19 protein-coding genes and 1 pseudogene are annotated in these 21,678 nt (G+C 68.8%); 4 read left to right on the top strand and 16 right to left on the bottom strand.

What is annotated here, in order from left to right; genetic code table 11:
• Positions 1 to 93: 93 nt before the first annotated feature.
• The 3 genes from GT347_RS15655 to GT347_RS15645 are packed head-to-tail and all read right to left on the bottom strand — an operon-like array spanning position 94 to position 2,430.
• On the bottom strand, positions 94 to 1,278 hold the full coding sequence (locus GT347_RS15655; protein ID WP_160553069.1) for an acetyl-CoA C-acyltransferase: 1,185 nt from the start codon (positions 1,276 to 1,278) through the stop codon (positions 94 to 96).
• 37 nt (positions 1,279 to 1,315) lie between these two features.
• Positions 1,316 to 1,999, bottom strand: coding sequence for a carbonate dehydratase (gene can / locus GT347_RS15650; RefSeq protein ID WP_160553068.1), 684 nt, complete (start codon positions 1,997 to 1,999; stop codon positions 1,316 to 1,318).
• Positions 1,996 to 2,430, bottom strand: coding sequence for a MerR family transcriptional regulator (locus GT347_RS15645; protein ID WP_160553067.1), 435 nt, complete (start codon positions 2,428 to 2,430; stop codon positions 1,996 to 1,998). Before GT347_RS15645 ends, can begins: the two co-directional genes overlap by 4 nt.
• Before the next feature lie 108 nt (positions 2,431 to 2,538).
• On the opposite strand from GT347_RS15645, the gene GT347_RS15640 reads away from it, so the two are divergent.
• Positions 2,539 to 3,606, top strand: a complete 1,068-nt coding sequence (locus GT347_RS15640) for an MBL fold metallo-hydrolase (RefSeq protein ID WP_160553065.1) — start codon at positions 2,539 to 2,541, stop codon at positions 3,604 to 3,606.
• Positions 3,607 to 3,612: 6 nt separating this feature from the next.
• Here the strand turns inward: GT347_RS15640 and GT347_RS15635 are convergent, their stop codons facing one another.
• Entirely contained in the window at positions 3,613 to 4,035 is a 423-nt protein-coding gene (locus GT347_RS15635) for a rhodanese-like domain-containing protein (protein ID WP_160553064.1), read from the bottom strand.
• A gap of 80 nt (positions 4,036 to 4,115) precedes the next feature.
• On the opposite strand from GT347_RS15635, the pseudogene GT347_RS15630 reads away from it, so the two are divergent.
• Positions 4,116 to 4,972, top strand: a pseudogene (locus tag GT347_RS15630) (DODA-type extradiol aromatic ring-opening family dioxygenase).
• Between the two features lie 3 nt (positions 4,973 to 4,975).
• Here GT347_RS15630 and GT347_RS15625 read toward each other — a convergent pair.
• The 7 genes from GT347_RS15625 to GT347_RS15595 form a co-directional block, all read right to left on the bottom strand.
• Positions 4,976 to 5,926 carry a M48 family metallopeptidase gene (locus GT347_RS15625; protein WP_160553063.1) on the bottom strand — a complete coding sequence of 317 codons (951 nt, stop codon included), beginning with the start codon at positions 5,924 to 5,926 and terminating at the stop codon, positions 4,976 to 4,978.
• 16 nt (positions 5,927 to 5,942) lie between these two features.
• The gene (locus tag GT347_RS15620; protein ID WP_160553062.1) at positions 5,943 to 6,680 is read right to left on the bottom strand and encodes a lysophospholipid acyltransferase family protein; all 738 of its coding nucleotides are present in this window, start codon (positions 6,678 to 6,680) and stop codon (positions 5,943 to 5,945) included.
• Positions 6,681 to 6,689: 9 nt separating this feature from the next.
• A complete protein-coding gene (gene gmhB, locus GT347_RS15615) occupies positions 6,690 to 7,277 on the bottom strand; it encodes a D-glycero-beta-D-manno-heptose 1,7-bisphosphate 7-phosphatase (RefSeq protein ID WP_160553060.1) in 588 nt (195 codons plus the stop codon).
• A 21-nt stretch (positions 7,278 to 7,298) separates the two neighbouring features.
• Entirely contained in the window at positions 7,299 to 9,425 is a 2,127-nt protein-coding gene (glyS, locus tag GT347_RS15610) for a glycine--tRNA ligase subunit beta (RefSeq protein WP_160555383.1), read from the bottom strand.
• A 20-nt stretch (positions 9,426 to 9,445) separates the two neighbouring features.
• Complete coding sequence (gene glyQ / locus GT347_RS15605; protein WP_160553058.1) at positions 9,446 to 10,351, bottom strand: glycine--tRNA ligase subunit alpha; 906 nt, start codon at positions 10,349 to 10,351, stop codon at positions 9,446 to 9,448.
• Positions 10,352 to 10,473: 122 nt separating this feature from the next.
• Complete coding sequence (locus GT347_RS15600) at positions 10,474 to 11,565, bottom strand: type II asparaginase (protein WP_160553057.1); 1,092 nt, start codon at positions 11,563 to 11,565, stop codon at positions 10,474 to 10,476.
• Between the two features lie 164 nt (positions 11,566 to 11,729).
• The gene (locus GT347_RS15595; protein WP_407704098.1) at positions 11,730 to 12,503 is read right to left on the bottom strand and encodes a 2-hydroxyacid dehydrogenase; all 774 of its coding nucleotides are present in this window, start codon (positions 12,501 to 12,503) and stop codon (positions 11,730 to 11,732) included.
• A gap of 379 nt (positions 12,504 to 12,882) precedes the next feature.
• On the opposite strand from GT347_RS15595, the gene GT347_RS15590 reads away from it, so the two are divergent.
• Both GT347_RS15590 and GT347_RS15585 read left to right on the top strand, forming a co-directional pair.
• On the top strand, positions 12,883 to 14,028 hold the full coding sequence (locus GT347_RS15590; protein WP_160553056.1) for an IS481 family transposase: 1,146 nt from the start codon (positions 12,883 to 12,885) through the stop codon (positions 14,026 to 14,028).
• A 642-nt stretch (positions 14,029 to 14,670) separates the two neighbouring features.
• Positions 14,671 to 15,801, top strand: coding sequence for an IS481 family transposase (locus GT347_RS15585; protein ID WP_160553055.1), 1,131 nt, complete (start codon positions 14,671 to 14,673; stop codon positions 15,799 to 15,801).
• Positions 15,802 to 15,953: 152 nt separating this feature from the next.
• Here the strand turns inward: GT347_RS15585 and GT347_RS15580 are convergent, their stop codons facing one another.
• From GT347_RS15580 to araD, 5 genes are read right to left on the bottom strand one after another with little or no spacing between them, the layout of a single operon-like run.
• Entirely contained in the window at positions 15,954 to 16,922 is a 969-nt protein-coding gene (locus GT347_RS15580) for a Bug family tripartite tricarboxylate transporter substrate binding protein (protein WP_160553053.1), read from the bottom strand.
• Positions 16,923 to 16,932: 10 nt separating this feature from the next.
• Positions 16,933 to 17,670: a ribonuclease activity regulator RraA gene (locus tag GT347_RS15575; RefSeq protein WP_160553052.1), complete on the bottom strand. Its 738-nt coding sequence runs from the start codon at positions 17,668 to 17,670 to the stop codon at positions 16,933 to 16,935.
• Positions 17,671 to 17,692: 22 nt separating this feature from the next.
• Entirely contained in the window at positions 17,693 to 18,697 is a 1,005-nt protein-coding gene (locus GT347_RS15570; RefSeq protein WP_160553051.1) for a Bug family tripartite tricarboxylate transporter substrate binding protein, read from the bottom strand.
• Positions 18,698 to 18,738: 41 nt separating this feature from the next.
• Positions 18,739 to 19,728: a Bug family tripartite tricarboxylate transporter substrate binding protein gene (locus GT347_RS15565; protein WP_160553050.1), complete on the bottom strand. Its 990-nt coding sequence runs from the start codon at positions 19,726 to 19,728 to the stop codon at positions 18,739 to 18,741.
• A gap of 43 nt (positions 19,729 to 19,771) precedes the next feature.
• Positions 19,772 to 21,568, bottom strand: a complete 1,797-nt coding sequence (araD, locus tag GT347_RS15560; protein ID WP_160553049.1) for an L-arabinonate dehydratase — start codon at positions 21,566 to 21,568, stop codon at positions 19,772 to 19,774.
• Positions 21,569 to 21,678: the final 110 nt, after the last annotated feature.

Here is a 21,678-nt window from a genome sequence, read left to right as displayed (position 1 = left end):
TTGGTTACCCGAAAGAACCACATCTCCTGCCCGTGGTGGGCTTGCCGTCAGGCTAGTGATGCTTTAGCGCCAGGGCCTCGGCCCATCAGCCCATCAGCCCATCAGCTCGACCGCCATCGCCGTGGCCTCGCCCCCGCCGATGCACAGCGTAGCCAGCCCGCGCCGTCCGCCGCGCGCCTTCAGCGCATGCAGCAGCGTCACCAGGATGCGTGCGCCCGAGGCGCCGATCGGATGGCCCAGCGCGCAGGCGCCGCCGTTGACGTTGACGATGTCGTGGTTCAGCTCCAGCTCGCGCATCAGCGCCATCGGCACCACGGCGAAGGCTTCGTTGACCTCCCACAGGTCCACGTCCGACACACCCCAGCCGGCCTTGGCCAGCGCCTTCTGCGTGGCGCCCACCGGCGCGGTGGTGAACCACTCCGGCGCCTGCGCATGCATGGCGTGCGAGACGATGCGGGCGATGGGCCTGGCGCCCAGGCGCTCGGCCGTCGAGGCCCGCATCATCACCAGCGCCGCGGCGCCGTCGTTGATCGAGGAGCTGGAAGCGGCGGTGATGGTGCCGTCCTTCTTGAAGGCGGGCTTGAGCTGCGGGATCTTGTCGAGCTTGATCTTGCCCGGGCCTTCGTCGATGGAGACCACCGTGTCGCCGTTGCGGCCCTTGACGGTGACCGGCGCGATCTCGGCGGCGAAGCGGCCTTCCAGCGTGGCCGCATGGGCGCGCTGCACGCTGGTGGTGGCGAAGTGGTCCTGCGCCTCGCGGCTGAAGCTGTAGTGGGCGGCGCACTCCTCGCCGAAGGTGCCCATGGAACGGCCGGCCTGGTAGGCGTCCTCCAGGCCGTCGAGCATCATGTGGTCGAAGATCTGGCCGTGGCCGATGCGGATGCCGCTGCGGCCCTTGGGCAGCAGGTGGGGGGCGTTGGTCATGCTCTCCATGCCGCCGGCCACGATCACCTCGTGGCTGCCGGCCAGCAGCATGTCGTGGGCGAACATGGCCGCCTTCATGCCGGAGCCGCACATCTTGCTGAGCGTGACCGCGCCCGCGCTCTGCGGCAGACCGCCCTTGAAGGCGGCCTGCCGCGCCGGCGCCTGGCCCTGACCGGCCATCAGGCAGTTGCCGAAGAGCACTTCGCCGACGGTATCCGGCGCGATGCCGGCGCGCTCCATGGCGGCGGCGATGGCCACGCCGCCCAGGTCGTGCGCGGCGAGGCTGGCGAAGTCGCCCTGGAAGCCGCCCATGGGGGTGCGGGCGGCGCCTACGATGACGATGGGGTCCTGCATGTCTTGTCTCCGTTTATGTTTTGAGGGTGGCTGGCGTTCAGCCGGCGCGACGCTTGAGCGCGATGCGCTCCAGGGCTGCCAGGTACAGGCCGTCGAGCGAATCGCCGCCCGACACCCGCAGCCCCAGGTCCTGCAGCAGCCCGTCGTGCACGCCGAAGGCCCAGCCGTGCACGGCCACCTTCTGGCCGCGCGCCCAGGCATCGAGCATCACCGTGCTGACGCAGACATTGACCACCTGCTCGATCACGTTGAGGTCGCACAGGGCATCGGCACGCTGGCCCTCGGGCAGGCCTTCGATCAGGGTGCGGTGGCGGTCGCGGGTGCTCTTGATGTGCTGCAGCCAGTTGTCGGCCAGGCCGATGCGCGCGCCTTCGAGCGCCGCCTGCACGCCGGAGCAGCCGTAGTGGCCGACCACCATGATGTGCTCGACCTTCAGGCGCTCCACCGCGAACTGGATGGCCGAGAGTGCGTTCAGGTCCGAATGCACCACGATGTTGGCCACGTTGCGGTGCACGAAGACCTCGCCCGGCTCCAGGCCGGTGATCTGGTTGGCCGGCACGCGGCTGTCGGAGCAGCCGATCCACATGTATTTGGGGGTCTGCTGCTTGACCAGGCCGGTGAAGAAACCGGGCCGGTCGCGCTCCATCTGGGCGGCCCAGGCACGGTTGTGGCTGAACAGGTCGTCGATGGAAGGTGCGGGGGAATTGGTCGATTCAGTCATGTCTCGATGTTAGAGGGGTTGCGTTGGGCCCGCGAGAGCTGGGCCTTTGCCTTGCGCTCGCGCGCCTTGACCTCGTCGATATTGGCCTGCAGCTCGGCCAGCCGGCCCTCCAGCTGCGCGCGGTGCGCGGCCAGCAGCTCGATCAGGCGGCGCAGCTGCGGCACGGTGTCCTGCGGGCCGTCGTACATGTCGAGCAGCTCGCGGGCTTCGCCCAGGCTCAGGCCCAGGCGCTTGGCACGCAGGGTGAGCATCAGCCGGGCCCGGTCGCGCGCGCTGTACACCCGCACCCGGCCGCCGGTGCCCTGGCGCTGCGGCTGCAGCAGGCCGATGTCCTCGTAGAAGCGGATGGCGCGGGTGGTCAGGTCGAACTCGCGCGCCAGGTCGCCGATGGCGTAGGTGGGGGCAGCGGCAGTGGCGGCGGTGGTGGGCAAGGCGGCGGGTCGGTGAAGGCCAAGGAGCGGGGTCGCGGGCAGGAAGGACCGGGCCTGCCTACAATGCAGGATTACATCTTACGTTGACGTTAACGTCAATCGATCGACATGAACGAGCTGGAGCGTCAACTCGACTATCCCTGGTCCGACACCCTGCCCGAGCCCGGCACGGCGATGGAGCTGCTGCCGGGTGTGCGCTGGCTTCGCATGGGCCTGCCCTTCGCGCTCAACCACGTCAACCTCTGGCTGCTGCGCGACCGCATCGACGGGCGCGAGGGCTGGAGCGTGGTCGATTGCTGCATCGATGCGCCCGCCTCGCGCGCGCAGTGGCAGCAGGTGTTCGAGCAGGGCCTGGACGGCCTGCCCATCCTGCGGGTGATCGTCACCCACATGCATCCCGACCATATCGGCCTGGCGCACTGGCTGTGCGAGCGCTGGCAGGCGCCGCTGTGGATCAGCGCCACCGACTACCACGCGGCCTGCCTGGCCATCGGGCGGGACGCAAGCGCGGGCGCCAGCGAGGCGGCCTTCCACGCCTCGCACGGCCTGCGCGATGCCGCCACGCTGGAGCTGCTGGACGAGCGCAGCGGCTACTACCGCAGCCTGGTGCCGGCCGTGCCGGCGAACTTTCGGCGCATGCTCGACGGCGACGAGATCGCCATCGGCGAGCACCGCTGGCGCTGCATCGTCGGCTACGGCCATGCGCCCGAGCACATCGCGCTGTACAGCCCGGCGCTGGGCGTGCTGATCGGCGGCGACATGATGCTGCCGCGCATCTCCACCAACATCTCGGTATCTGCCAGCCAGCCGGAGGCCGATTCGCTGGGACGCTTCCTCAGCTCCATCGACCGCTTCGCGCCGCTGCCGGCCGACACGCTGACCCTGCCCTCGCACGGCAAGCCCTTTCGTGGGCTGCAGGTGCGCATCGGCCAGCTGCACCAGCACCATCGCGAACGGCTGGCCGAGCTGCTGGCGGCCTGCGCCCAGGCGCCGAAATGCGCGGCCGATGTGCTGGGGCTGCTGTTCCGGCGCGAACTCGATGCGCACCAGACCACCTTCGCCATGGGCGAGGCGGTGGCGCATCTGCATTACCTGTGGTTCACCGGCCAGGTGGAACGCCAGCGCGGCGAGGACGGTTTCTGGCGCTTCGGCGTCCGCCCTGCGCCGGCTGGCTGAGCCGGCTCAGTTCTGCTTCCAGGGCAGGCCGTGGAAACGCCAGCCGCCGATCTGGCCGCGGTGCTTCTCGGCATCCGGATCGCCCTCGAAACCTTCGAGGATGTTGTAAGCCTGCAGGCCCAGCTCGGTCGCCCGCTTGGCCGCGGCGATGGAGCGCACGCCGCTGCGGCACAGCAGCACCAGCTTTTTCGCGCCGCCTTCGGAAGCCGCGCGCGCGCCCTCGTCGAACGCCGGGTTCAGCGCCATGCCCGGCCACTGCTTCCAGGCCAGCCCGACGGCGCCGGGCACATAACCGACCCATTCGCGCTCGGCATCGGTGCGCACATCGACCAATACGGCATCGCCGGCAGAGACCCAGTCCCAGGCCTGTCGGGCAGTCACATCGCCGGCGTAACCCTGGGCGGCGGAGGGAGTGTTGCTTGCAGTCATGGGGGCGGATTCTGCCAGCGGCCCGGGGGCATCGGGGGCGCGGCCTGCAAGCCCACGCGGCCGTCGCTAGCATGGGCTGGATGAACACCGCCGCCCTCGCCCGCCTGCCCGTCTATTTCATCTCGCATGGCGGCGGCCCCTGGCCGTGGATGCCCGAGATGCGCTCGCGCCTGGCCACGCTGGATGCCGCCCTGGCCGACATGCCGCGCCAGATCGGCCGCACGCCGCGTGCGGTGCTGGTGATCTCCGGCCACTGGGAGGCCGCTGCTTTCGAGGTGATGGGCACGCCGAACCCCGGCATGGTCTACGACTACTCGGGCTTTCCGCCGCACACCTACGAGGTGCGCTACCCGCGCCCGGCGCGCCGGATGTCGCCGAGCGGGTGCGCGGCCTGCTCGCGGATGCCGGCCTGCCGGCGAAGGTCGATACGCAGCAGGGCTTCGACCACGGCACCTTCGCGCCGCTGGCCGTGATCTATCCGCAGGCCGATGTGCCGGTGCTGCAGCTGTCCCTGCAGAGCGGCTACGACGTGGACACCCACCTGGCCGCCGGCCGCGCCCTGGCGCCGCTGCGCGACGAGGACGTGCTGATCGTCGGCAGCGGCCTGAGTTATCACAACCTGCGCAATTTCGGCCCCGGCGCCCGGGCCCCGTCGGCCGCCTTCGACGCCTGGCTGCAGCAGGCCCTGGCGCCCTCCTCCGCCGTGCAGCGCGCCGCCGCGCTGCGCGCATGGGACCAGGCGCCCGGCGCCCGTATCTCCCATCCGCGCGAGGACCATCTGATCCCGCTGATGGTGGCCGCCGGCGCGGCGGGCGACGATGCGGCCACGCTGGTCTATCACGATGCCCATGTGTTCGGCGGCGTCACCGCATCGAGCTGGCGTTTCGGCGCGGGTGCGGAGCCGACTTCAGCAGCCTTCGATCCGCGACCGGCCTGAGGGCTACCAACGAGGCGCGTCGTCGGACTTGAGTTCGGCGCGCAGCGCCTGGTAGTTGGGCAAGGCCTCCTGCACCACCGCCCAGAACCGCGGGCTGTGGTCCATGTGCCTGAGGTGGGCCAGCTCGTGCACCACCACGTAATCGATGACCTCCGGCCGGAAGTGCATCAGCCGCCAGTGCAGCCGGATCGCGCCGCCCACCGTGGCGCTGCCCCAGCGGGTGCGGGCATCGGTCAGCGACAGCCGCGTCCAGTGCACGCCCATCGATGCGGCGTAGCGGTCGAGCCGGGCCGCGAAATCGATGCGCGCCTCGCGCTGCATCCAGGCCCGTACCGCCACACCGATCTTCTCGGGCGCCGCATCGGCCGGCACGGCCAGCCACAGGGCGGGCACGCCGGCCTCGGCATCCTCGCGCAGACCGTCCTGCCCGCGCCGCGCGCCCAGGCGCACGACCACCGGCTGGCCGTGCAGCGGAAAGCGGCTGCCATCGGCCCAGACCATGCGCACGGCCTCCTGCTGGATCTGCCGCACGCCGGCATCGGCGAGCTTGCGCACGATCCAGTCGGCCTTTTCCACCACGGCGGCATCCACCCGGTGCAGCGACAGCCAGCCCGGCGCACGCACCGACAGCCCCTGCGCATTGACGATGAAACCCACCGTGCCGCGCCGCCCGCGTTCGAGCCGGTAGGCGACAGGGCGGCCCAGCAGCAGGGCCTGGCGGTTGGCCTGCGGATGCACCGGCAGCACCGCCTGCTCGTCGAGTTCCGGCTGGGCCGGCGGCGCCTGCCGCAAACGCCGCGGCGGCGCCGAGCCCATGCGTACATCCGGCCGCGCGCCACGCGGTCCGCGCCGTGCCGAGGGCGGCATGGCGCCGGTATCGGGCGCGGGCGCACCTTCGCTGTGGGCCGGCGACAGGCCCAGGAAATCGAGCGCCAGTTGGATCAGACCCGCCATCGTCGCGGCCGCCGGGTCAGCGGTAAGCCTCCGGGTCCAGTCGCTCCATCTCGGCCTCGATCCACTCCTCGACCTCGCGCATCAGTTCCTCGGGCTTGCGGTCCACGCTGGGAATCGGCTGGCCGATCGACACCACCACCGTGCCCGGCCGCTTGATGAAGGCCTTGCGCGGCCAGACCCGCGCCGAGGTCACCGCCACCGGCACCACCGGCACGCCGGTCTCGATCGCCAGGCGGGTGCCGCCGCTCTTGTAGCTGCCGCGCTGGCCGCGCGGGATGCGGGTGCCCTCGGGGAACATGATCACCCACACGCCCCGCGCCAGCAGCCGCCGGCCCTGCTGCACCACCTTGACGAAGGCGCGCGCGCGCTGGCCGCGGTCGATGTGAATCATGTCCAGCCGGCCCATGGCCCAGCCGAAGAAGGGCACGGCGAGCAGCTCCTTCTTGAACACATAAGCCAGCGGATGCGGCATCAGCGTGGGCATCAGGAAGGTCTCCAGCGTGGACTGGTGCTTGACCAGCAGGATCACCGCGCTCTTGTCGCCCTGCGGCAGCCGGTCGTAGCCCAGCAGTTCCAGCCGGATGCCGAGGATGGCCCGGCCGATCGGCCCGCTGGCCAGGCCCAGCCACTGGGCCGCCATCCAGTAGAGCGTGTCGGCCTTGGCGAAAGGCGTGGCCAGCAGGATCGCCAGCGCATAGGGAATCACCGTGACCAGCATCCACAGGGCATGCAGGACAGAACGCAGAAAGGCCATGGAAGTTTTTCAGCTGGCCGCGCGGGGCGCGGCCGGAGGCAGGGCGAGCGCATCGCGCTCGACCAGATAGGCCGCGAAGGCGGCGAGATCGGCATGCACCTGCGTGCCTGCGGGGAAGTCCGGCGGCAGCGGATCGGACACGCCATTGCTGTAGGCGCCGGTCAGCACCAGGTGCGGCTCGCAGCCCACCGAATGGCCGGCCTGCAGGTCGCGCAGCCGGTCGCCCACCACCGGCACGCCGGCGAGCGACATGCCGTAGCGGTCGGCGATCTGCTCGAACAGCCCCGGCGCCGGCATGCGGCAGTTGCACTTCTCTTCCGGCCCGTGCGGGCAGTAGAAGATCACGTCCACCCGCCCGCCCACCGCCGCCAGCGCCTTGTGCATCTTGGTGTGCATGGCGTTGAGCGTGGACACATCGAACAGCCCGCGCCCCAGCCCCGGCTGGTTGCTCACCACCACCACATGGAAGCCCGCATGGTTGAGCCGCGCGATCGCCTCCAGCGCGCCGGGCAGCGGCACCCATTCTTCGGGACTGGAGACGAAGTCGGTCCGGCCCTCGTTGATGGTGCCGTCGCGGTCGAGGATGACGAGTTTCATCGGGCGGACCTCCGTGGGGTATCAGGTGGCCAGGCGCGACAGGTCGGCCACCCGGTTCATAGCCCGGTGCAGCTCGGCCAGCAGGCCCTGGCGGTTCAGGCGCAGGGCGTCGTCCTCGGCGTTGACCATGACGCCGTCGAAGAAGGCGTCGACCGGCGCGCGCAAGGCGGCCAGGGTCTGCAGCGAGGCGGTGTAGTCGCCTGCGTTGAAGCGGGTGTCGGCCTGCGGCAGGGTCTCGCGCATGGCGGCGAAGAGCGCCTTCTCGGCGGGCTCCTGCAGCAGCAGTTCGCTGACATGGGCATCGACGCTGGTGGCGGCGGCCTTCTTCAGGATGTTGCCGATGCGTTTGTTGGCCGCGGCCAGGGCGGCGGCCTCGGGCAGCTTGGCGAAGGCGCGTACGGCATCGAGCCGCTGGGTGATCTCGCCCAGGCGCTGCGGGCGCTGCGAGACGACCGCATCGACTTCCTGCGCGCTGAAACCCTGCTCGCGCAGGCTGCCGGCGAGGCGGTCGTAGACGAAGTCGGACAGCGCGGACGACGGGTCGGCGATCAGGCTGCCGAAGGCCGGCAGCGCGGCGCGGATCACGGCGTCCAGGTCCAGCGCCAGCTGTTTTTCGGAGAGCATGCGGATCACGCCCAGCGCATGGCGGCGCAGCGCGAAGGGATCGCGGTCGCCGGTCGGCAGGTTGCCGATGCCGAACATGCCGACCAGGGTCTCCAGCTTGTCGGCCAGGGCCACCACCACACCGACGCTGTTGCGCGGCAGGCTGTCGCCGGCGAAGCGCGGCTTGTAGTGGTCTTCCACCGCATCGGCCACCGCGGCGTCCTCGCCGTCGTGCAGCGCGTAGTAGCGGCCCATGGTGCCCTGCAGCTCGGGGAACTCGCCGACCATGTCGGTCACCAGGTCGGCCTTGGCCAGCAGCGCGGCGCGGTCGGCCTGCGCGGCCAGGGTTGCGTCGCCCAGCTGCGTGGCGATGGCCTGGGCGATGGCGCGCACGCGCTCCACCCGTTCGCCCTGGGTGCCCAGCTTGTTGTGATAGACCACCTTGGCCAGCGAGGCGACCCGCGAGGCCAGGGCCTTCTTGCGGTCCTGGTCGAAGAAGAACTTGGCATCGGCCAGGCGCGGGCGCACCACACGTTCGTTGCCGCCGATGACCGCGCTGGCATCGGCCGGCGCGATGTTGCTGACCACCAGGAAGCGGCTGGTCAGCTGGCCCGCCGCATCCAGCAGCGGGAAGTACTTCTGGTTGGCCTTCATCGTCAGGATCAGGCATTCCTGCGGCACGGCCAGGAACTCGTCCTCGAACTGGCAGACCAGCACATTGGGGCGCTCGACCAGGGCCGTCACCTCGTCGAGCAGGGCCTCGTCCTCGATGGGGCGGGCACCGCCGCCGACCTTTTCGGCCGCGGCCTGGAGCTGGCGCACGATCTCGGCGCGGCGCTCGGCGAAGCCGGCGATCACGGCACCCTCTTCCCGCAGCTGGGCGGCGTAGCTGTCGGCGTCGCGCAGCACCACCGGATCGACGGCGGCTTCGAAGCGGTGGCCGTGGGTGTCGCGGCCCGAATGCAGGCCCAGGGCCTCGATGGCGATCACGTCCGCGCCATGCAGCGCCACCAGGCCGTGGGCCGGGCGCACGAAACTCACGCTGGACCAGCCCGGCAGCTCGCAGCCGCTTTCCAGCTGGTAGCTCATCACCTTGGGGATGGGCAGTTTGGCGATGGCCTCGGCCACCGCCTTCTGCAGGCCGGCGGCCAGGGTGGCGCCGGGCACGGTGCTCTCGAAGAACAGGGCTTCGGCCTTGCCGTCCGGCGCACGCTTCAGGCCCGCCACGGCGGACGCATCGGCGCCCAGCGCGCTCAGCTTCTTGAGCAGCGCGGGCGTGGCGTTGCCGGCGGCATCCAGGCCGACGGAAACGGGCATCAGCTTCTGCGACTGCGCCCGGTCGGCGGCACGCGCGGCCACGGCCGTCACATGCGCGGCCAGGCGGCGCGGCGAGGCGAAGGCGGTCACGGCGGCATCGGCGGCGGCCAGGCCCTGGGCGCGCAGCTGGTCGGCCAGCACGCCGGCGAAGGCGTCGCCCAGTTTCTTCAATGCCTTGGGCGGCAGTTCTTCGACGAAGAGTTCGACAAGCAGGTTCCGGGTGTTCATCGTCATGTTCGTGCTCGCGCTCATGCGGCCTTCTTCGGGATCTGGGCCACCCACTCGCGGGGCGCCATCGGGAAGCCCAGGCGCTCCCGGCTTTCGTAATAGCTCTGGGCGACCGAGCGCGCCAGGTTGCGGATGCGGCCGATGTAGGCGGCGCGTTCGGTCACGCTGATCGCGCCGCGGGCGTCGAGCAAATTGAAGCTGTGGCCGGCCTTGAGCACCTGTTCGTAGGCGGGCAGGGCCAGCTGGGCTTCGATCAGATGCTTGGCCTGCTTCTCGTGCGCATTGAAGGCGGTGAAGAGGAAGTCGGCATCGCTGTGCTCGAAGTTGTAGGTGGATTGTTCGACCTCGTTCTGCTTGTAGACGTCGCCGTAGGTCAGGCCTTCGGTCCACTGCAGCTTGTAGACGTTGTCCACGCCTTGCAGGTACATGGCCAGGCGCTCCAGGCCGTAGGTGATCTCGCCGGTGATCGGCTTGCAGTCGATGCCGCCGACCTGCTGGAAGTAGGTGAACTGCGTCACCTCCATGCCGTTGAGCCAGACCTCCCAGCCCAGGCCCCAGGCGCCGAGCGTGGGGTTCTCCCAGTCGTCTTCCACGAAGCGGATGTCGTTCCTCTTCAGGTCGAAGCCCAGGGCTTCGAGCGAGCCGAGGTACAGCTCCAGGATATTGGACGGCGCGGGCTTCAAGACCACCTGGTACTGGTAGTAGTGCTGCAGGCGGTTGGGGTTCTCGCCGTAGCGGCCGTCCTTGGGGCGGCGACTGGGCTGCACGTAGGCGGCCTTCCAGGGCTCGGGCCCGATGGCGCGCAGGAAGGTGGCGGTGTGCGAGGTGCCGGCACCGACTTCCATGTCGTAGGGCTGCAGCAAGGCGCAGCCGTGTTCGGCCCAGTAGGACTGGAGTTTGAGGATGATCTGCTGGAAGGACAACATGGCGGCTGGAGCGTGGAGACCGGCCATCCAAAAAAGAAGCCGGCCCATACGCCACGCATCGAGTGCGGGCGCGGAACCGGCGATTTTAGAGGGCGGGACCGAAGCGGCCCGCCGAAGCTCGTTCAGTAAGACCAGAAGATGCGTTGCAGCTCTTTCGGATCGCGCGTTTTCGTCATCGCGACCATGGCCAGGATCCGGGCTTTCTGCGGGTTCAGGTCATGTGCCACGACCCAGTCGTACTTGTCGTCCGGCTGCTCGGCATTACGCAGCACGAAGCCGGCCGGCACGCGGCTGGAGCGGATCACGTTGATGCCCTTGGCGCGCAGGTCCTGCAGGGCGGGAACCACGCGGTCGGCGACCGAGCCGTTGCCGGTGCCGGCGTGCACGATGGCCTGCAGGCCGGGCGTGGCGCCGATCGCGTCGACGGCCGAACGCGGCACGTTGCCGTAGCCGTAGACGATCTCCACCACCGGCAGCGACTGGATGCTGTCGATGTCGAACTCGCTCTGCATCGTGTGGCGCTTGACCGGTGCGCGGAACCAGTAGTTCTTGCCCTCGACCACCATGCCGAGCGCGCCCCACTGGCTCTTGAAGGCTTCGGTCTTGATGTTGATCAGCTTGACCACGTCGCGGCCGCTGTTGATCTCGTCGTTCATGGTGACCAGCACGCCCTTGCCCATGGCGTCGGCCGAGGCGGCCACGCTGACCGCGTCGTACAGGTTGAGCGCGCCGTCGGCCGACAGCGCGGTGCCCGGACGCATCGAGCCGACCACCACGATGGGCTTGTCGGTGTGCACCACCAGGTTCAGGAAGTAGGCGGTTTCTTCCAGGGTGTCGGTGCCGTGGGTGACCACGATGCCGTTGACAGCCGGGTCCTTGGCCAGGGCCGAGACGCGGCGGGCCAGCACCAGCAGGTTGTCGTTGGTGAAGGATTCGGAGGCGATCTGGAAGGTCTGCTCGCCGCGCACGTTGGCGACGTTCTGCAGCTCCGGCAGGCCGATGATGAGCTTGTCCACCGCGACCTTGGCGGCCGAGTAGCTGGCGCTGTTGACGGTGGTGGCGCCGGCGCCGGCGATGGTGCCGCCGGTGGCCAGGATCACCACATTGGGCTTGATCGCGGCCGCGGTCTGGGCCGCTGCCAGGCCGGGCACGGCGGACAGCGCGGTGAGGGAAGCTGCGGCGAACCAGCAGCGGATGCGGGGGGAGAGGTACATGCGTCAGGCTCCTTCGAAGCGTGGTGGGCTCGGGCTTTGTTTCCGGCCCCTTCGGGGGGACCGGAGCCCGCCATGCTAGCCGCGGGAGTCGCGCTTTGCTGACACCTCGCTTGCAAACAGAAGAATTCTCCGGACGCTGTTACATCTCCCCCGCGCTCATGGTTTCACCAGGCCGCGCTGACCAGGGGCTTGCCGGCGAAGAAGGCGGCCAGGTTGTCTTCCACCCGCTGCGCCATGTCGGCGCGGGTCTCGTGGGTGTTGCTGGCGATGTGGGGCAGCAGCACCACGTTGTCGAGGGCGAACAGGGCCTCGGGCACATGGGGTTCGCGCTCGAACACGTCGAGGCCTGCGCCGGCGATACGTTGATGGGTGAGTGCATCGACCAGGGCGGCTTCGTCGATCACCGTGCCGCGCGAGATGTTGATGACGTAGCCCTTGGGGCCGATGGCGTCGAGGATCTCGGCCGAGACCAGGCCCTTGGTTTCGGCGCCGCCCGCGCTGGCGATGACCAGGTAGTCGCACCACTGGGCCAGTTCCTTCAGCGAGGCGACGTAGGTGTAGGGCGAGCCTTGGGCGGGCTTGCGGTTGTGGTACCGGACTTCCATGTCGAAGCCCGAGGCGCGTTTGGCGATGGCATTGCCGATGCGGCCCAGGCCCAGGATGCCCAGGCGCTTGCCGGTGACCCGCGTCGCGGCGGTGAACTGGCCCTTCTTCCATGCGCCCTGGCGGACGGCGCGGTCGGCCTCGGTGATGCGGCGGGAGACGTCCAGCAGGAGGGCGAAGGCGGTGTCTGCGACGCAGTCGTTGAGGACGTCGGGGGTGTAGCCGACGGGGATGCCTCTTTGTTTGGCGGCTTCCAGGTCCAGGGTGTCGAGGCCTACGCCGAAGCTGGAGATGACCTTCAGGTCGGGGAGTGCTGCGATTGTCTTGGCGTCCACGCCGAAGCGGGCGGAGGTGGCTATGGCTTCCACGCCCTTGGCGTGGGTTTGCAGGAAGGTGTCCCTTTCAGGGCCCGAGGGGGGAGGATTTCTGCTTCGTAGCTTGCCTTGAGGCGGGCTTCTACGGCGGGGGTGAAGGCGTTTTGGTGGATCAGGATTTTGTGGTGCATGCTGATGGCTGGTTTTTTTTGGGGGGGGTTGCTTGGCGGGTGGGAATCTTGCTCTATTTCTGCTGCTCCTGCGGAGGGCGGAGCTGGGGCTGCGCGCCCCAGACCGCGCTCACTTTCTTTGCTTCGCTGTTCAGACCGGGGACATGGGAAACGGGTGTGCGGGGACATGGGAAACACTTCTGTGCGGCAGTCAAGCCGAGGAGAAGCCCATGCCCTGGCAACCGAGAGACCTCATGAGCACCAAGCAAGAGTTCGTGGAACTGGCCCTGCAGGAAGGGGCTAATCGGCGCGAGTTGTGCCGGCGCTTCAACATCACGCCCAAGGCGGGCTATGCGCTGCTCAAGCGTTTTGCAGTGGAAGGTCAGGCGGCCTTCGTGGAGCGCTCCAGGCGCCCCGTACACAGCCCGCTGCAGACGCCCGCGGACATGCAGTCGGCCGTCCTGGCGCTGCGGCGCGAGCATCCTGCCTGGGGCGCGCGCAAGATCTGCCGCAGGCTGCTGGACCTCGGCCACCGCGAGGTGCCCGCCACCAGCACCGTCACCGACATCCTGCGACGCAACGGCCTGATCCCTCAAGAGGCGAGCGCTGCCAGCCAGCCCTGGCAGCGCTTCGAGCACGAGCAGCCCAACGCCCTGTGGCAGCTCGACTTCAAGGGCCACTTCGAGACCGCTGCCGGGCGCTGCAACCCGCTGACCTTGCTCGACGACCACTCGCGCTTCAACCTGGCCGCGGCCGCCTGCGCCAGGACCGACAGCGCCACGGTGCAGAGCCAGCTCCAGGCCGTCTTCGAGCGCTACGGGCTGCCCGCGCGCATCAACGCCGACAACGGCGCGCCCTGGGGCGCGCCGAGCGCACCAGGCCACCTCAGCGGGCTCGACATCTGGTTCATCCGGCTGGGCATGCGAGTCAGCCACAGCGCGCCGTATCACCCGCAGACCAACGGCAAGCTCGAGCGCTTCCACCGCTCGCTCAAGGCCGAGGTGCTCAACGGCAGGACTTTCGACAACCTCGCCCATGCACAGGACGCGCTCGACCGTTGGAGGGCTGTCTACAACCACGAAAGACCACACGAGGGCATCGCCATGCAGACACCCGCACAGCGCTACCGCATGAGCCCGCGGGCCATGCCGCAGACGCTGGCGGAGATCGAATACGCCGAGCACGATCACGTCGTGACCGTGGGCTGGAACGGCTTCGTGAAGTTCCAGGGCCACAAGCTGCGCTTGTCGCACGCGCTACACCGCCTGCCGGTGGCCTTCCGGCCCGATCCCGAGCACGACGGCTGCTTCGATATCTACTTCAGCCACCATTGCTTCATGCGTCTGGACAGCGCTGCGGCGACCGCTTCCAATTGAGCCGAGGTGTTTCCTATGTCCCCGCACGGGTGTTTCCCATGTCCCCGGTCTAAACACTTCGCCAAAGAAAGTAAGCAAAGAAAGGCGACCCGGCTGCGGGAGTCCCCCTCCTGCGGAGGGGGCACGCTGCGGTGCTCGCAAAAGCGGGGGCCACGACAACTCGCTTCGCTCAAACAGGTCGTGGCCCTGATCCGCTTTTGCTCCGCTCCTCGCTCACCCGCAGACGGGACCCGGGAGCGGGGACAGCCACTGCTTCGCAGGGCGACGGGCCTTCGCTGCGCTCGGCCTCTGATTGAATAACCCGCCCACACTGAGCGCCGCATTTCAGTGGAGGCCGAGCGCAGCGAAGGCCCGTTGCGCTGCGAAGCAGCCGCTGTCCCCGCTCCCGCTCCCGGGTCCCGTGAGCCCGAGAGCGAGGAACGGAGCAAAGGCGGATCAGGGCCACGACCTGTTTGAGCGAAGCGAGTTGTCGTGGACCCCGCCTTTGCGAGTACCGCAGCGGTGCCCGAAGGGCCTCGGGTGTCGGGTCGCCTTTCTTTGCTTACTTTCTTTGGCGAAGTGTATGGACCGGGGACATAGGTGACAGGTGTGCGATGACATGGTTGACACCTTCGGGCTGCCTGCCCGAGGGGAGAACAGACCATGCCCTGGAGCACCCGAGACACCATGAGCCTTCGAGAAGAATTCGTCAGCCTGGCCTTGCAGGACGGCGCCAACCGGCGCGAGCTGTGTCGGCGCTTCGGCATCAGCGCGCAGACCGGCTACAAGTGGATCGCCCGCTACAAGCAATTGGGCTCGAGCGGCCTGAGCGATCTGTCGCGACGCCCTCAGTCGAGCCCGGCAGCCACCGCCCAAGCGCTGCAGCAGGCCGTTGTCGCCCTGCGCCTGCAGCACCCGGCCTGGGGCGGGCGCAAGCTCTCTGAGCGGCTGCACACGCTGGGCCACCCGCGCCTTGCGCCGAGCACCGTCAACTCCATCCTGCATCGCCACGGCCTGATCTCCAGCGCCGCCAGTGCCGCGGCCACGCCCTGGCAACGCTTCGAGCGCGAGCGGCCCAACGCGCTCTGGCAGATCGACTTCAAGGGCCACTTCCCGCTGGCCTCGGGGCGTTGCCACCCCCTGACGCTGCTCGACGACCACTCGCGCTTCAACCTCGCCATCCGCGCCTGTCCAGGCGAGACCAGCCAGGCGGTCGAGCAGCATCTGGTGGACGTGTTCCGCCGCTACGGCATGCCCGAGCAGATCAACGCCGACAACGGCGCGCCCTGGGGCGTACCGAGCCAGCCCGGGCAGCTCAGCGGCCTGGCGGTCTGGTTGATCCGCTGCGGCGTGCGGGTGAGCTTCAGCAGGCCCTACCACCCCCAGACCAACGGCAAGGACGAGCGCTTCCACCGAACGCTCAAGGCCGAGGTCCTGCAGGGCCGCGTGTTCAGCGATCTCGGCAGTGCGCAGCAGGCCTTCGACCTCTGGCGCGATGTCTACAACCAGCAGCGTCCGCACCAGGACATTGCCATGCAGACGCCGATGAGCCGCTACCAGGCCAGTCCCCGCTGCTATCCCGAGGTGCTGCCGGAGATCGAATACGGTCCCGGGGACACGGTCATGACCGTGAAGTGGCTGGGCGAGCTGCGCTTCAGGGGGCGCCGCTACAGGGTGTCAAACGCACTGCGGGGCCTGCCCGTGGCCGTGCGTCCGCACGGCCAGACAGATGGCCTGTTCAACGTCTTCTTCATGCATCACTGGCTTCAGCAGATTGACTTGAGAGCGCACTGAATCAACAGCAGAATGCGTCAACCATGTCTTCGCACATGTGTCAGCCATGTCCTCGGTCCATACAGCGAAGCAAAGAAAGTGAGCGCGGTCTGGGGCGCGCAGCCCCAGCTCCGCCCTCCGCCAAGGAGACAAAACCCCAGAATGACAAAGCCTCATTCAGGCTGAATCCCAGCATCCTTGGCAACCTTCCCCCACTTCACCATCTCAGCCTGGATAAACGACCCAAACTGCGCAGGCGACCCACCCCCAGCCTCGATCCCGTTGTCCTGCAAAGTCTTCTTGACGTCCGGCAGGGCCAACACCCGATTCACCTCGGCATTGATCTTGTCGACCACAGCCTTGGGCGTGCCAGCCGGCGCCAGCAGCCCGCCCCAGGTACTGGTCTCATACCCGGCGATGCCAGCCTCCTGCATCGTAGGCACATCCGGCAGGGAAGCCGCCCGAGAAGAGGTCGTCACCGCATAGGCCTTGAGCTTGCCCGCCTTGATCTGCGCATTGGTGGCCGCTACCGTATCGAACATCAGCGAAACCCGCCCGCTCATCAGATCCGGATGCGCCAGCGTGCTGCCCTTGTAGGGTATATGCGTCATCTGAATCCCGGTCAGCGACTTGAACAGCTCGCCCGAGAAATGCGGCGCCCCGCCACTCCCGCTGGAAGCAAAACTCAGCTCGCCGGGATGCGCCTTGCCATAGGCCACGATGTCCTGCACCGTCTTCGCCGGAAACGCAGGCGATGTCACCAGCACCAGCGGCACCACATGCGTCAGCGCCACCGGCTCGAAACTCTTCACCGTATCGAAGGGCAGCTTCCGAACCATGCTGGGATTGATCGCATGGCTGCTCGCCACCAGCACCAGGTTGTAGCCATCGGGTTGTGCCTTGGCCACCAGGTCGGTGCCGATGATGCCCGTCGCCCCGGTGCGGTTGTCGATGACGACCGGCTGCCCCCAGTCGGCCGTCATCTTGTTGCCGATCAGCCGGGCCAGCAGGTCGATCGCCCCGCCGGGCGAGGCCGGCACGACGATGGTGATCGGCCGCGCGGGCCAGGCCGGCTGCTGGGCCAGGGCGGGAAGGGAGGCGAACGCCGCCACGAGGGCAGCGGTGAGAAGGCGGCGTTGCATGGTGTGTCTCCTAGATGCCCTTGGCCTTGCGCCACTCGCCGAACTCGGCGCGGGTATCGGCGTTGGGCGGATAGGTGCCGGCCAGCTTCGCGCCGCCCTCGATCTTTTCCAGGATGAAGGCTTCCATCTTTTCCTGTTCGGTGGCGTCGCGCGCGATCTCCTCGGCCAGGTGCGCGGGGATGACCACCACGCCCTCCTCGTCGCCCACCATGATGTCGCCCGGATAGACCGGCACCCCGCCGCAGCCCACCGGCACGTTGAGGTCGATGGCGTGGTGGTGGATCAGGTTCAGCGGCGCGCTGCCGCCGGCGCAGTACACCGGGAAATCCATCTGCGCGATGGTGCCGCTGTCGCGCACCGGGCCGTCGGAGACCAGGCCCTCGGCGCCGCGCACCTTGAGCCGGGTGGTGAGGATGCCGCCGCCCGAGGCCACGCGTTTCTCGCCCCGGCAGTCGATCACCAGCACATGGCCGGGCGGCACGCTCTCGATGCCCTTGCGCTGGGGGTGGTTGGGGTCGTCGAAGGCGCTGATCTGGTCGATGTCCTCGCGCGCCGGGATGTTGCGCATGGTGAAGGCCGGGCCGACCAGGTTGCCCTTGCTCGGCGTGGTCAGGCGGCCCACGCCCTGCAGGAAGACATTGCGGAAACCGCGCTTGAAAAGCTGGGTGCACAGCGTGGCCACGCTGACCTTGCGCAGCAGGGCACGGGTTTCGTCGGACAGGGGCGTGGGGGTGGTGGGTGCGGTCATGGGTGAGGAGGTCTAACGGGAATCAAACGGAGGCGCCGGACTTGCGGACCAACTCGCCCCAGCGGGGAATCTCTTTCTGCATGAGGGCGGCAAGGTCGGCGGGCGAGCCGGCCACGACTTCCATGCCGAGCTGGTTGGTCAGCTTGTCATGCACATCGGGCAGCTTCAGCGCCTTGGTGATCTCGGCCGAGAGCCGCTCCACGATGGGCTTGGGCGTGTTCTTCGGCGCATAGATGGCCTGCCACGAAGCCATCTCGAAACCGGGCACGCCGGCCTCGGCCAGCGTGGGCAGCTGCGGAGCGATGGCGGCGCGTTTGCCGGTGGTCACGGCCAGCAGGCGCAGCTTGCCGGACTGCACCAGCGGCAGCGCGGCGGTGAACTGGTCGAACATGAAGGTGACCTGGCCCGAGGCCACGTCCAGCATGGCCGGCGGCGTGCCCTTGTAGGGCACATGGGACAGCGGCACGCCGATCAGGTCGGCCAGCAGCTCGCCCGCCAGATGGGTGGAGGTGCCGGCGCCCGAGGACGCGAAGGTGCGCTTCGAAGGATCCTTCTTCAGCAGCGCGATCAGCTCGGCCACCGAGTTCACTCCGGACTGCGTGGACACCATCAGCACATTGGGCAGGAAGGCCACCAGCGAGATCGGCTCGAAGTCCTTCACCGGGTCGTAGGGCAGGTTCTTGTAGAGGCTGGCGTTGATCGCATGGGTGCTGATGGTGCCGCCGAAGAGGGTGTAGCCGTCCGGCTTGGCCTTGGCGACATAGGCCGCGCCCACGGCGCCGGCGGCGCCGGGACGGTTGTCCACCACCACCGGCTGGCCCAGGGTCTCGCCGAGCTTCTGGCAGACCACGCGGCCGATCACGTCGGTGGAACCTCCGGGCGTGAAGGGCACGACGTAGGTGATGGCGCGGCTGGGCCAGCTGTCCTGCGCGTGGACGGCGGCGCTGGCGAGCAGGCCGCCCGGCAGGGCGAAGGCGCTGGTGGCGCGCAGCAGGGTGCGGCGCTGGGGGAGGAAGGGGGTGGTCATGGTGTTTGTCTCTGTCTTTTTTGTGTGGATGCGGACCGGCTTCAATCGATACGGATGCCGCCCGCCTTGATGACCTTGCCGTAGCGCTCCTTGTCCGCGGCGATGGTCTGCTGCAGTTCGGCCGGCGTGCCGCCGCGCGGCGTGGCGCCCTGGGCGATGAGGGCGGCCCTGGTGTCGGCGCTGCCGACGATCTCGTGCACATCGGCGGCGATCTTCTCGGCCAGTCCAGCGGGCAGGCCGGCGGGGCCGAGCAGCGCCACCCAGGAGCCGGATTCGGCGTTGTTCACGCCCAGTTCGGCCAGCGTGGGCACCTCCGGCATGGCGGGCGAGCGCTGGGCGCTGGTCACGGCCAGGGCGCGCAGCTTGCCGGCCTTGACGTAGCCGCTGGTCTCCAGGATGGAGGCGAAGAGCATGTCCACATGGCCGGCCATCAAATCGGCCATGGCGGGGCCGCCGCCCTTGTAGGGCACATGGGTGAACTTCACGCCGGTGGCCTGCTGGAAGATCTCGGCCGTGAGGTGCGGCGAGCCGCCCTGGCCGGAGCTGGCATAGGTCAGCTTGCCCGGCTCGGCCTTGGCCAGGGCGATCAGCTCTTTCGGTGTCGTCGCCTTCACGTTGGGATTGACGACGAAGGCGAAGGGCAGCTCGGCGAACAGGGAGATCGGCGTGAAGGCCTTGTCCGGGTCGTAGGGCATCTTGTAGAGCGAGGGATTGATCGACTGGGTGCCGACATTGCCCACGAGCAGGGTGTAGCCATCCGGCTTGGCCTTGCTCACCGCCTCGGCGCCGATCAGGCCGCCGGCGCCGGTGCGGTTCTCCACCACCACCGACTGGCCCCATTTCTGGCCCAGCTTCACCGCCACCAGGCGGGCGGCGATGTCGGTGCCGCCGCCGGGGGCGAAGGGCACGATGATGGTGACCACGCGGGTCGGATACGGCGCCGGTGCCTGGGCCAGCGCGGCCAGCGGCGCGGCGGCCAGCAGGCCGGCCAGCAGCAGGGCGCGACGCGGGGTGCGGGGGGTGGAGGTCATGGTGTCTTGTCTCTTTTGTCTTGTGTTTGCGCGGCGCGCCGTCTCAGTGGATCTCGGGCTCGCCCCCGGCCAATGCGGAGGCCTGGGCCGCATCCGGGGCCACGTAGTCCGGCGCCAGGAAGTCGAAATCGCAGCCGGTGTCGGCCTGCTGCACGTGCTTCAGGAAGATGGCGCCGTAGCCGCGGCTGAACTTCGGCATCGGCGGCTTCCAGGCGGCGCGGCGGCGGGCGATTTCCTCGTCGCTCACTTCCATGGCGATGCGGCGGGCGTCCACGTCCAGCGTGACCAGATCGCCGGTGCGCACCAGGGCCAGCGGGCCGCCCACATGCGATTCGGGCGTGACATGCAGCACGCAGGCGCCGTAGCTGGTGCCGCTCATGCGGGCATCGCTGATGCGCACCATGTCGCGCACGCCCTCCTTCAGCAGCTTCTGCGGGATGGGCAGCTGGCCCCATTCCGGCATGCCGGGGGCGCCCTGCGGGCCGGCGCTCTGCAGCACGATGACGCTGTCTTTCGTGATGTCCAGCTCGGGGTCGTCGATGCGCGCGGCCATGTCGTTGTAGTCCTGGAAGACCACGGCCGGGCCGGTGTGTTTGCGCAGGTGCTGCTCCATCGCCGCCGGCTTGATCACCGCGCCATCGGGCGCCAGGTTGCCGCGCAGCACGGCCAGGCCGCCGCTTTCCAGCTTGGGGGCCTTCAGCGGCAGGATCACCTCGGGGATGTAGACCTGCGCATCGGCGATGTTCTCGCCCAGGGTGTGGCCGTTGACCGTCTTCTGGCTGCCGTCGATGTGCGAGCCCATTTCCTTGAGGAAGGCGCGCAGGCCGCCGGCGTAGAAGAAGTCCTCCATCAGGAACTGGCCGCCGGGGCGCAGGTTGGCGATCACCGGGGTGCGGCGCGCCAGCTCGTCGAAGCGGGCCAGGTCCAGCGGGATGCTGGCGCGGCGCGCCATGGCGATCAGGTGGACGATGGCGTTGGTCGAGCCGCCCAGGCCGAGCGCGGTGACGACCGCGTTGTCGAAGGAGGCGGGGGTGAGGATGTCGAGCGGCTTCAGGTCCTCCCACACCATGTCCACGATGCGTTTGCCGGAGTGGGTGGCCATCATCGAATGGCGCGAGTCCGGCGCCGGGATGGACGAGGCGCCCGGCAGCGTCAGGCCGAGGGCCTCGGTGGCGCTGGTCATGGTGCTGGCGGTGCCCATGGTCATGCAGGTGCCGGGGGAGCGGGCGATGCCGTCCTCCACCTCCTGCCAGTCCTGCTCGGTGATGTTGCCGGCGCGCAGCTCGGCCCAGTACTTCCAGGTGTCCGAGCCCGAGCCCAGGTACTTGCCCTTGTAGTCGCCGCGCAGCATGGGGCCGGCGGGCACGAAGATGCTGGGCAGGTTGTTGGCCAGCGCGCCCATCACCAGGCCGGGCGTGGTCTTGTCGCAGCCGCCCATCAGCACCACGCCGTCGAGCGGATAGGAGCGGATGAGTTCCTCCGCCTCCATCGCCAGCATGTTGCGGTAGAGCATGGTGGTGGGCTTCTGGAAGGCCTCGCCCAGGCTGATGGTAGGGATCTCCACCGGGAAGCCGCCGGCCTGCCACACGCCGCGCTTGACCTCCTCCACCCGCTGCTTGAAGTGGGTGTGGCAGGAGTTCATGTCGCTCCAGGTGTTGAGGATGCCGATCACCGGCTTGCCCAGATAGTCGTCGCGGCTGAAACCCATCTGGGCGGTGCGCGAGCGGTGGCCGAAGGAGCGCATGTCCTTGACGCCGTACCAGCGGTGGGAGCGCAGCTCCTCGGGGGCCTTGCGGCGGGTCGGTTCGGGCGTGGGAGGGGTTTTTTCGGGAGACGACATGAAGTGGGGATCCGGATGTTAGCGCTGTCATCGGATCATAAGCAGCCGCCTCCGGCAGCGTCAACGGCCGCGGGACAGGGATATCCCGGGGGTACCGGGCTTGCCCCGCG

Origin of the sequence: Xylophilus rhododendri (assembly GCF_009906855.1) — a bacterium.
In the GTDB taxonomy this organism is placed as follows: Bacteria; Pseudomonadota; Gammaproteobacteria; order Burkholderiales; family Burkholderiaceae_C; genus Xylophilus; species Xylophilus rhododendri.
The sequence above is the reverse complement of the archived record's forward strand: the minus strand, read 5'-3'. Positions and strand labels throughout refer to the sequence as shown.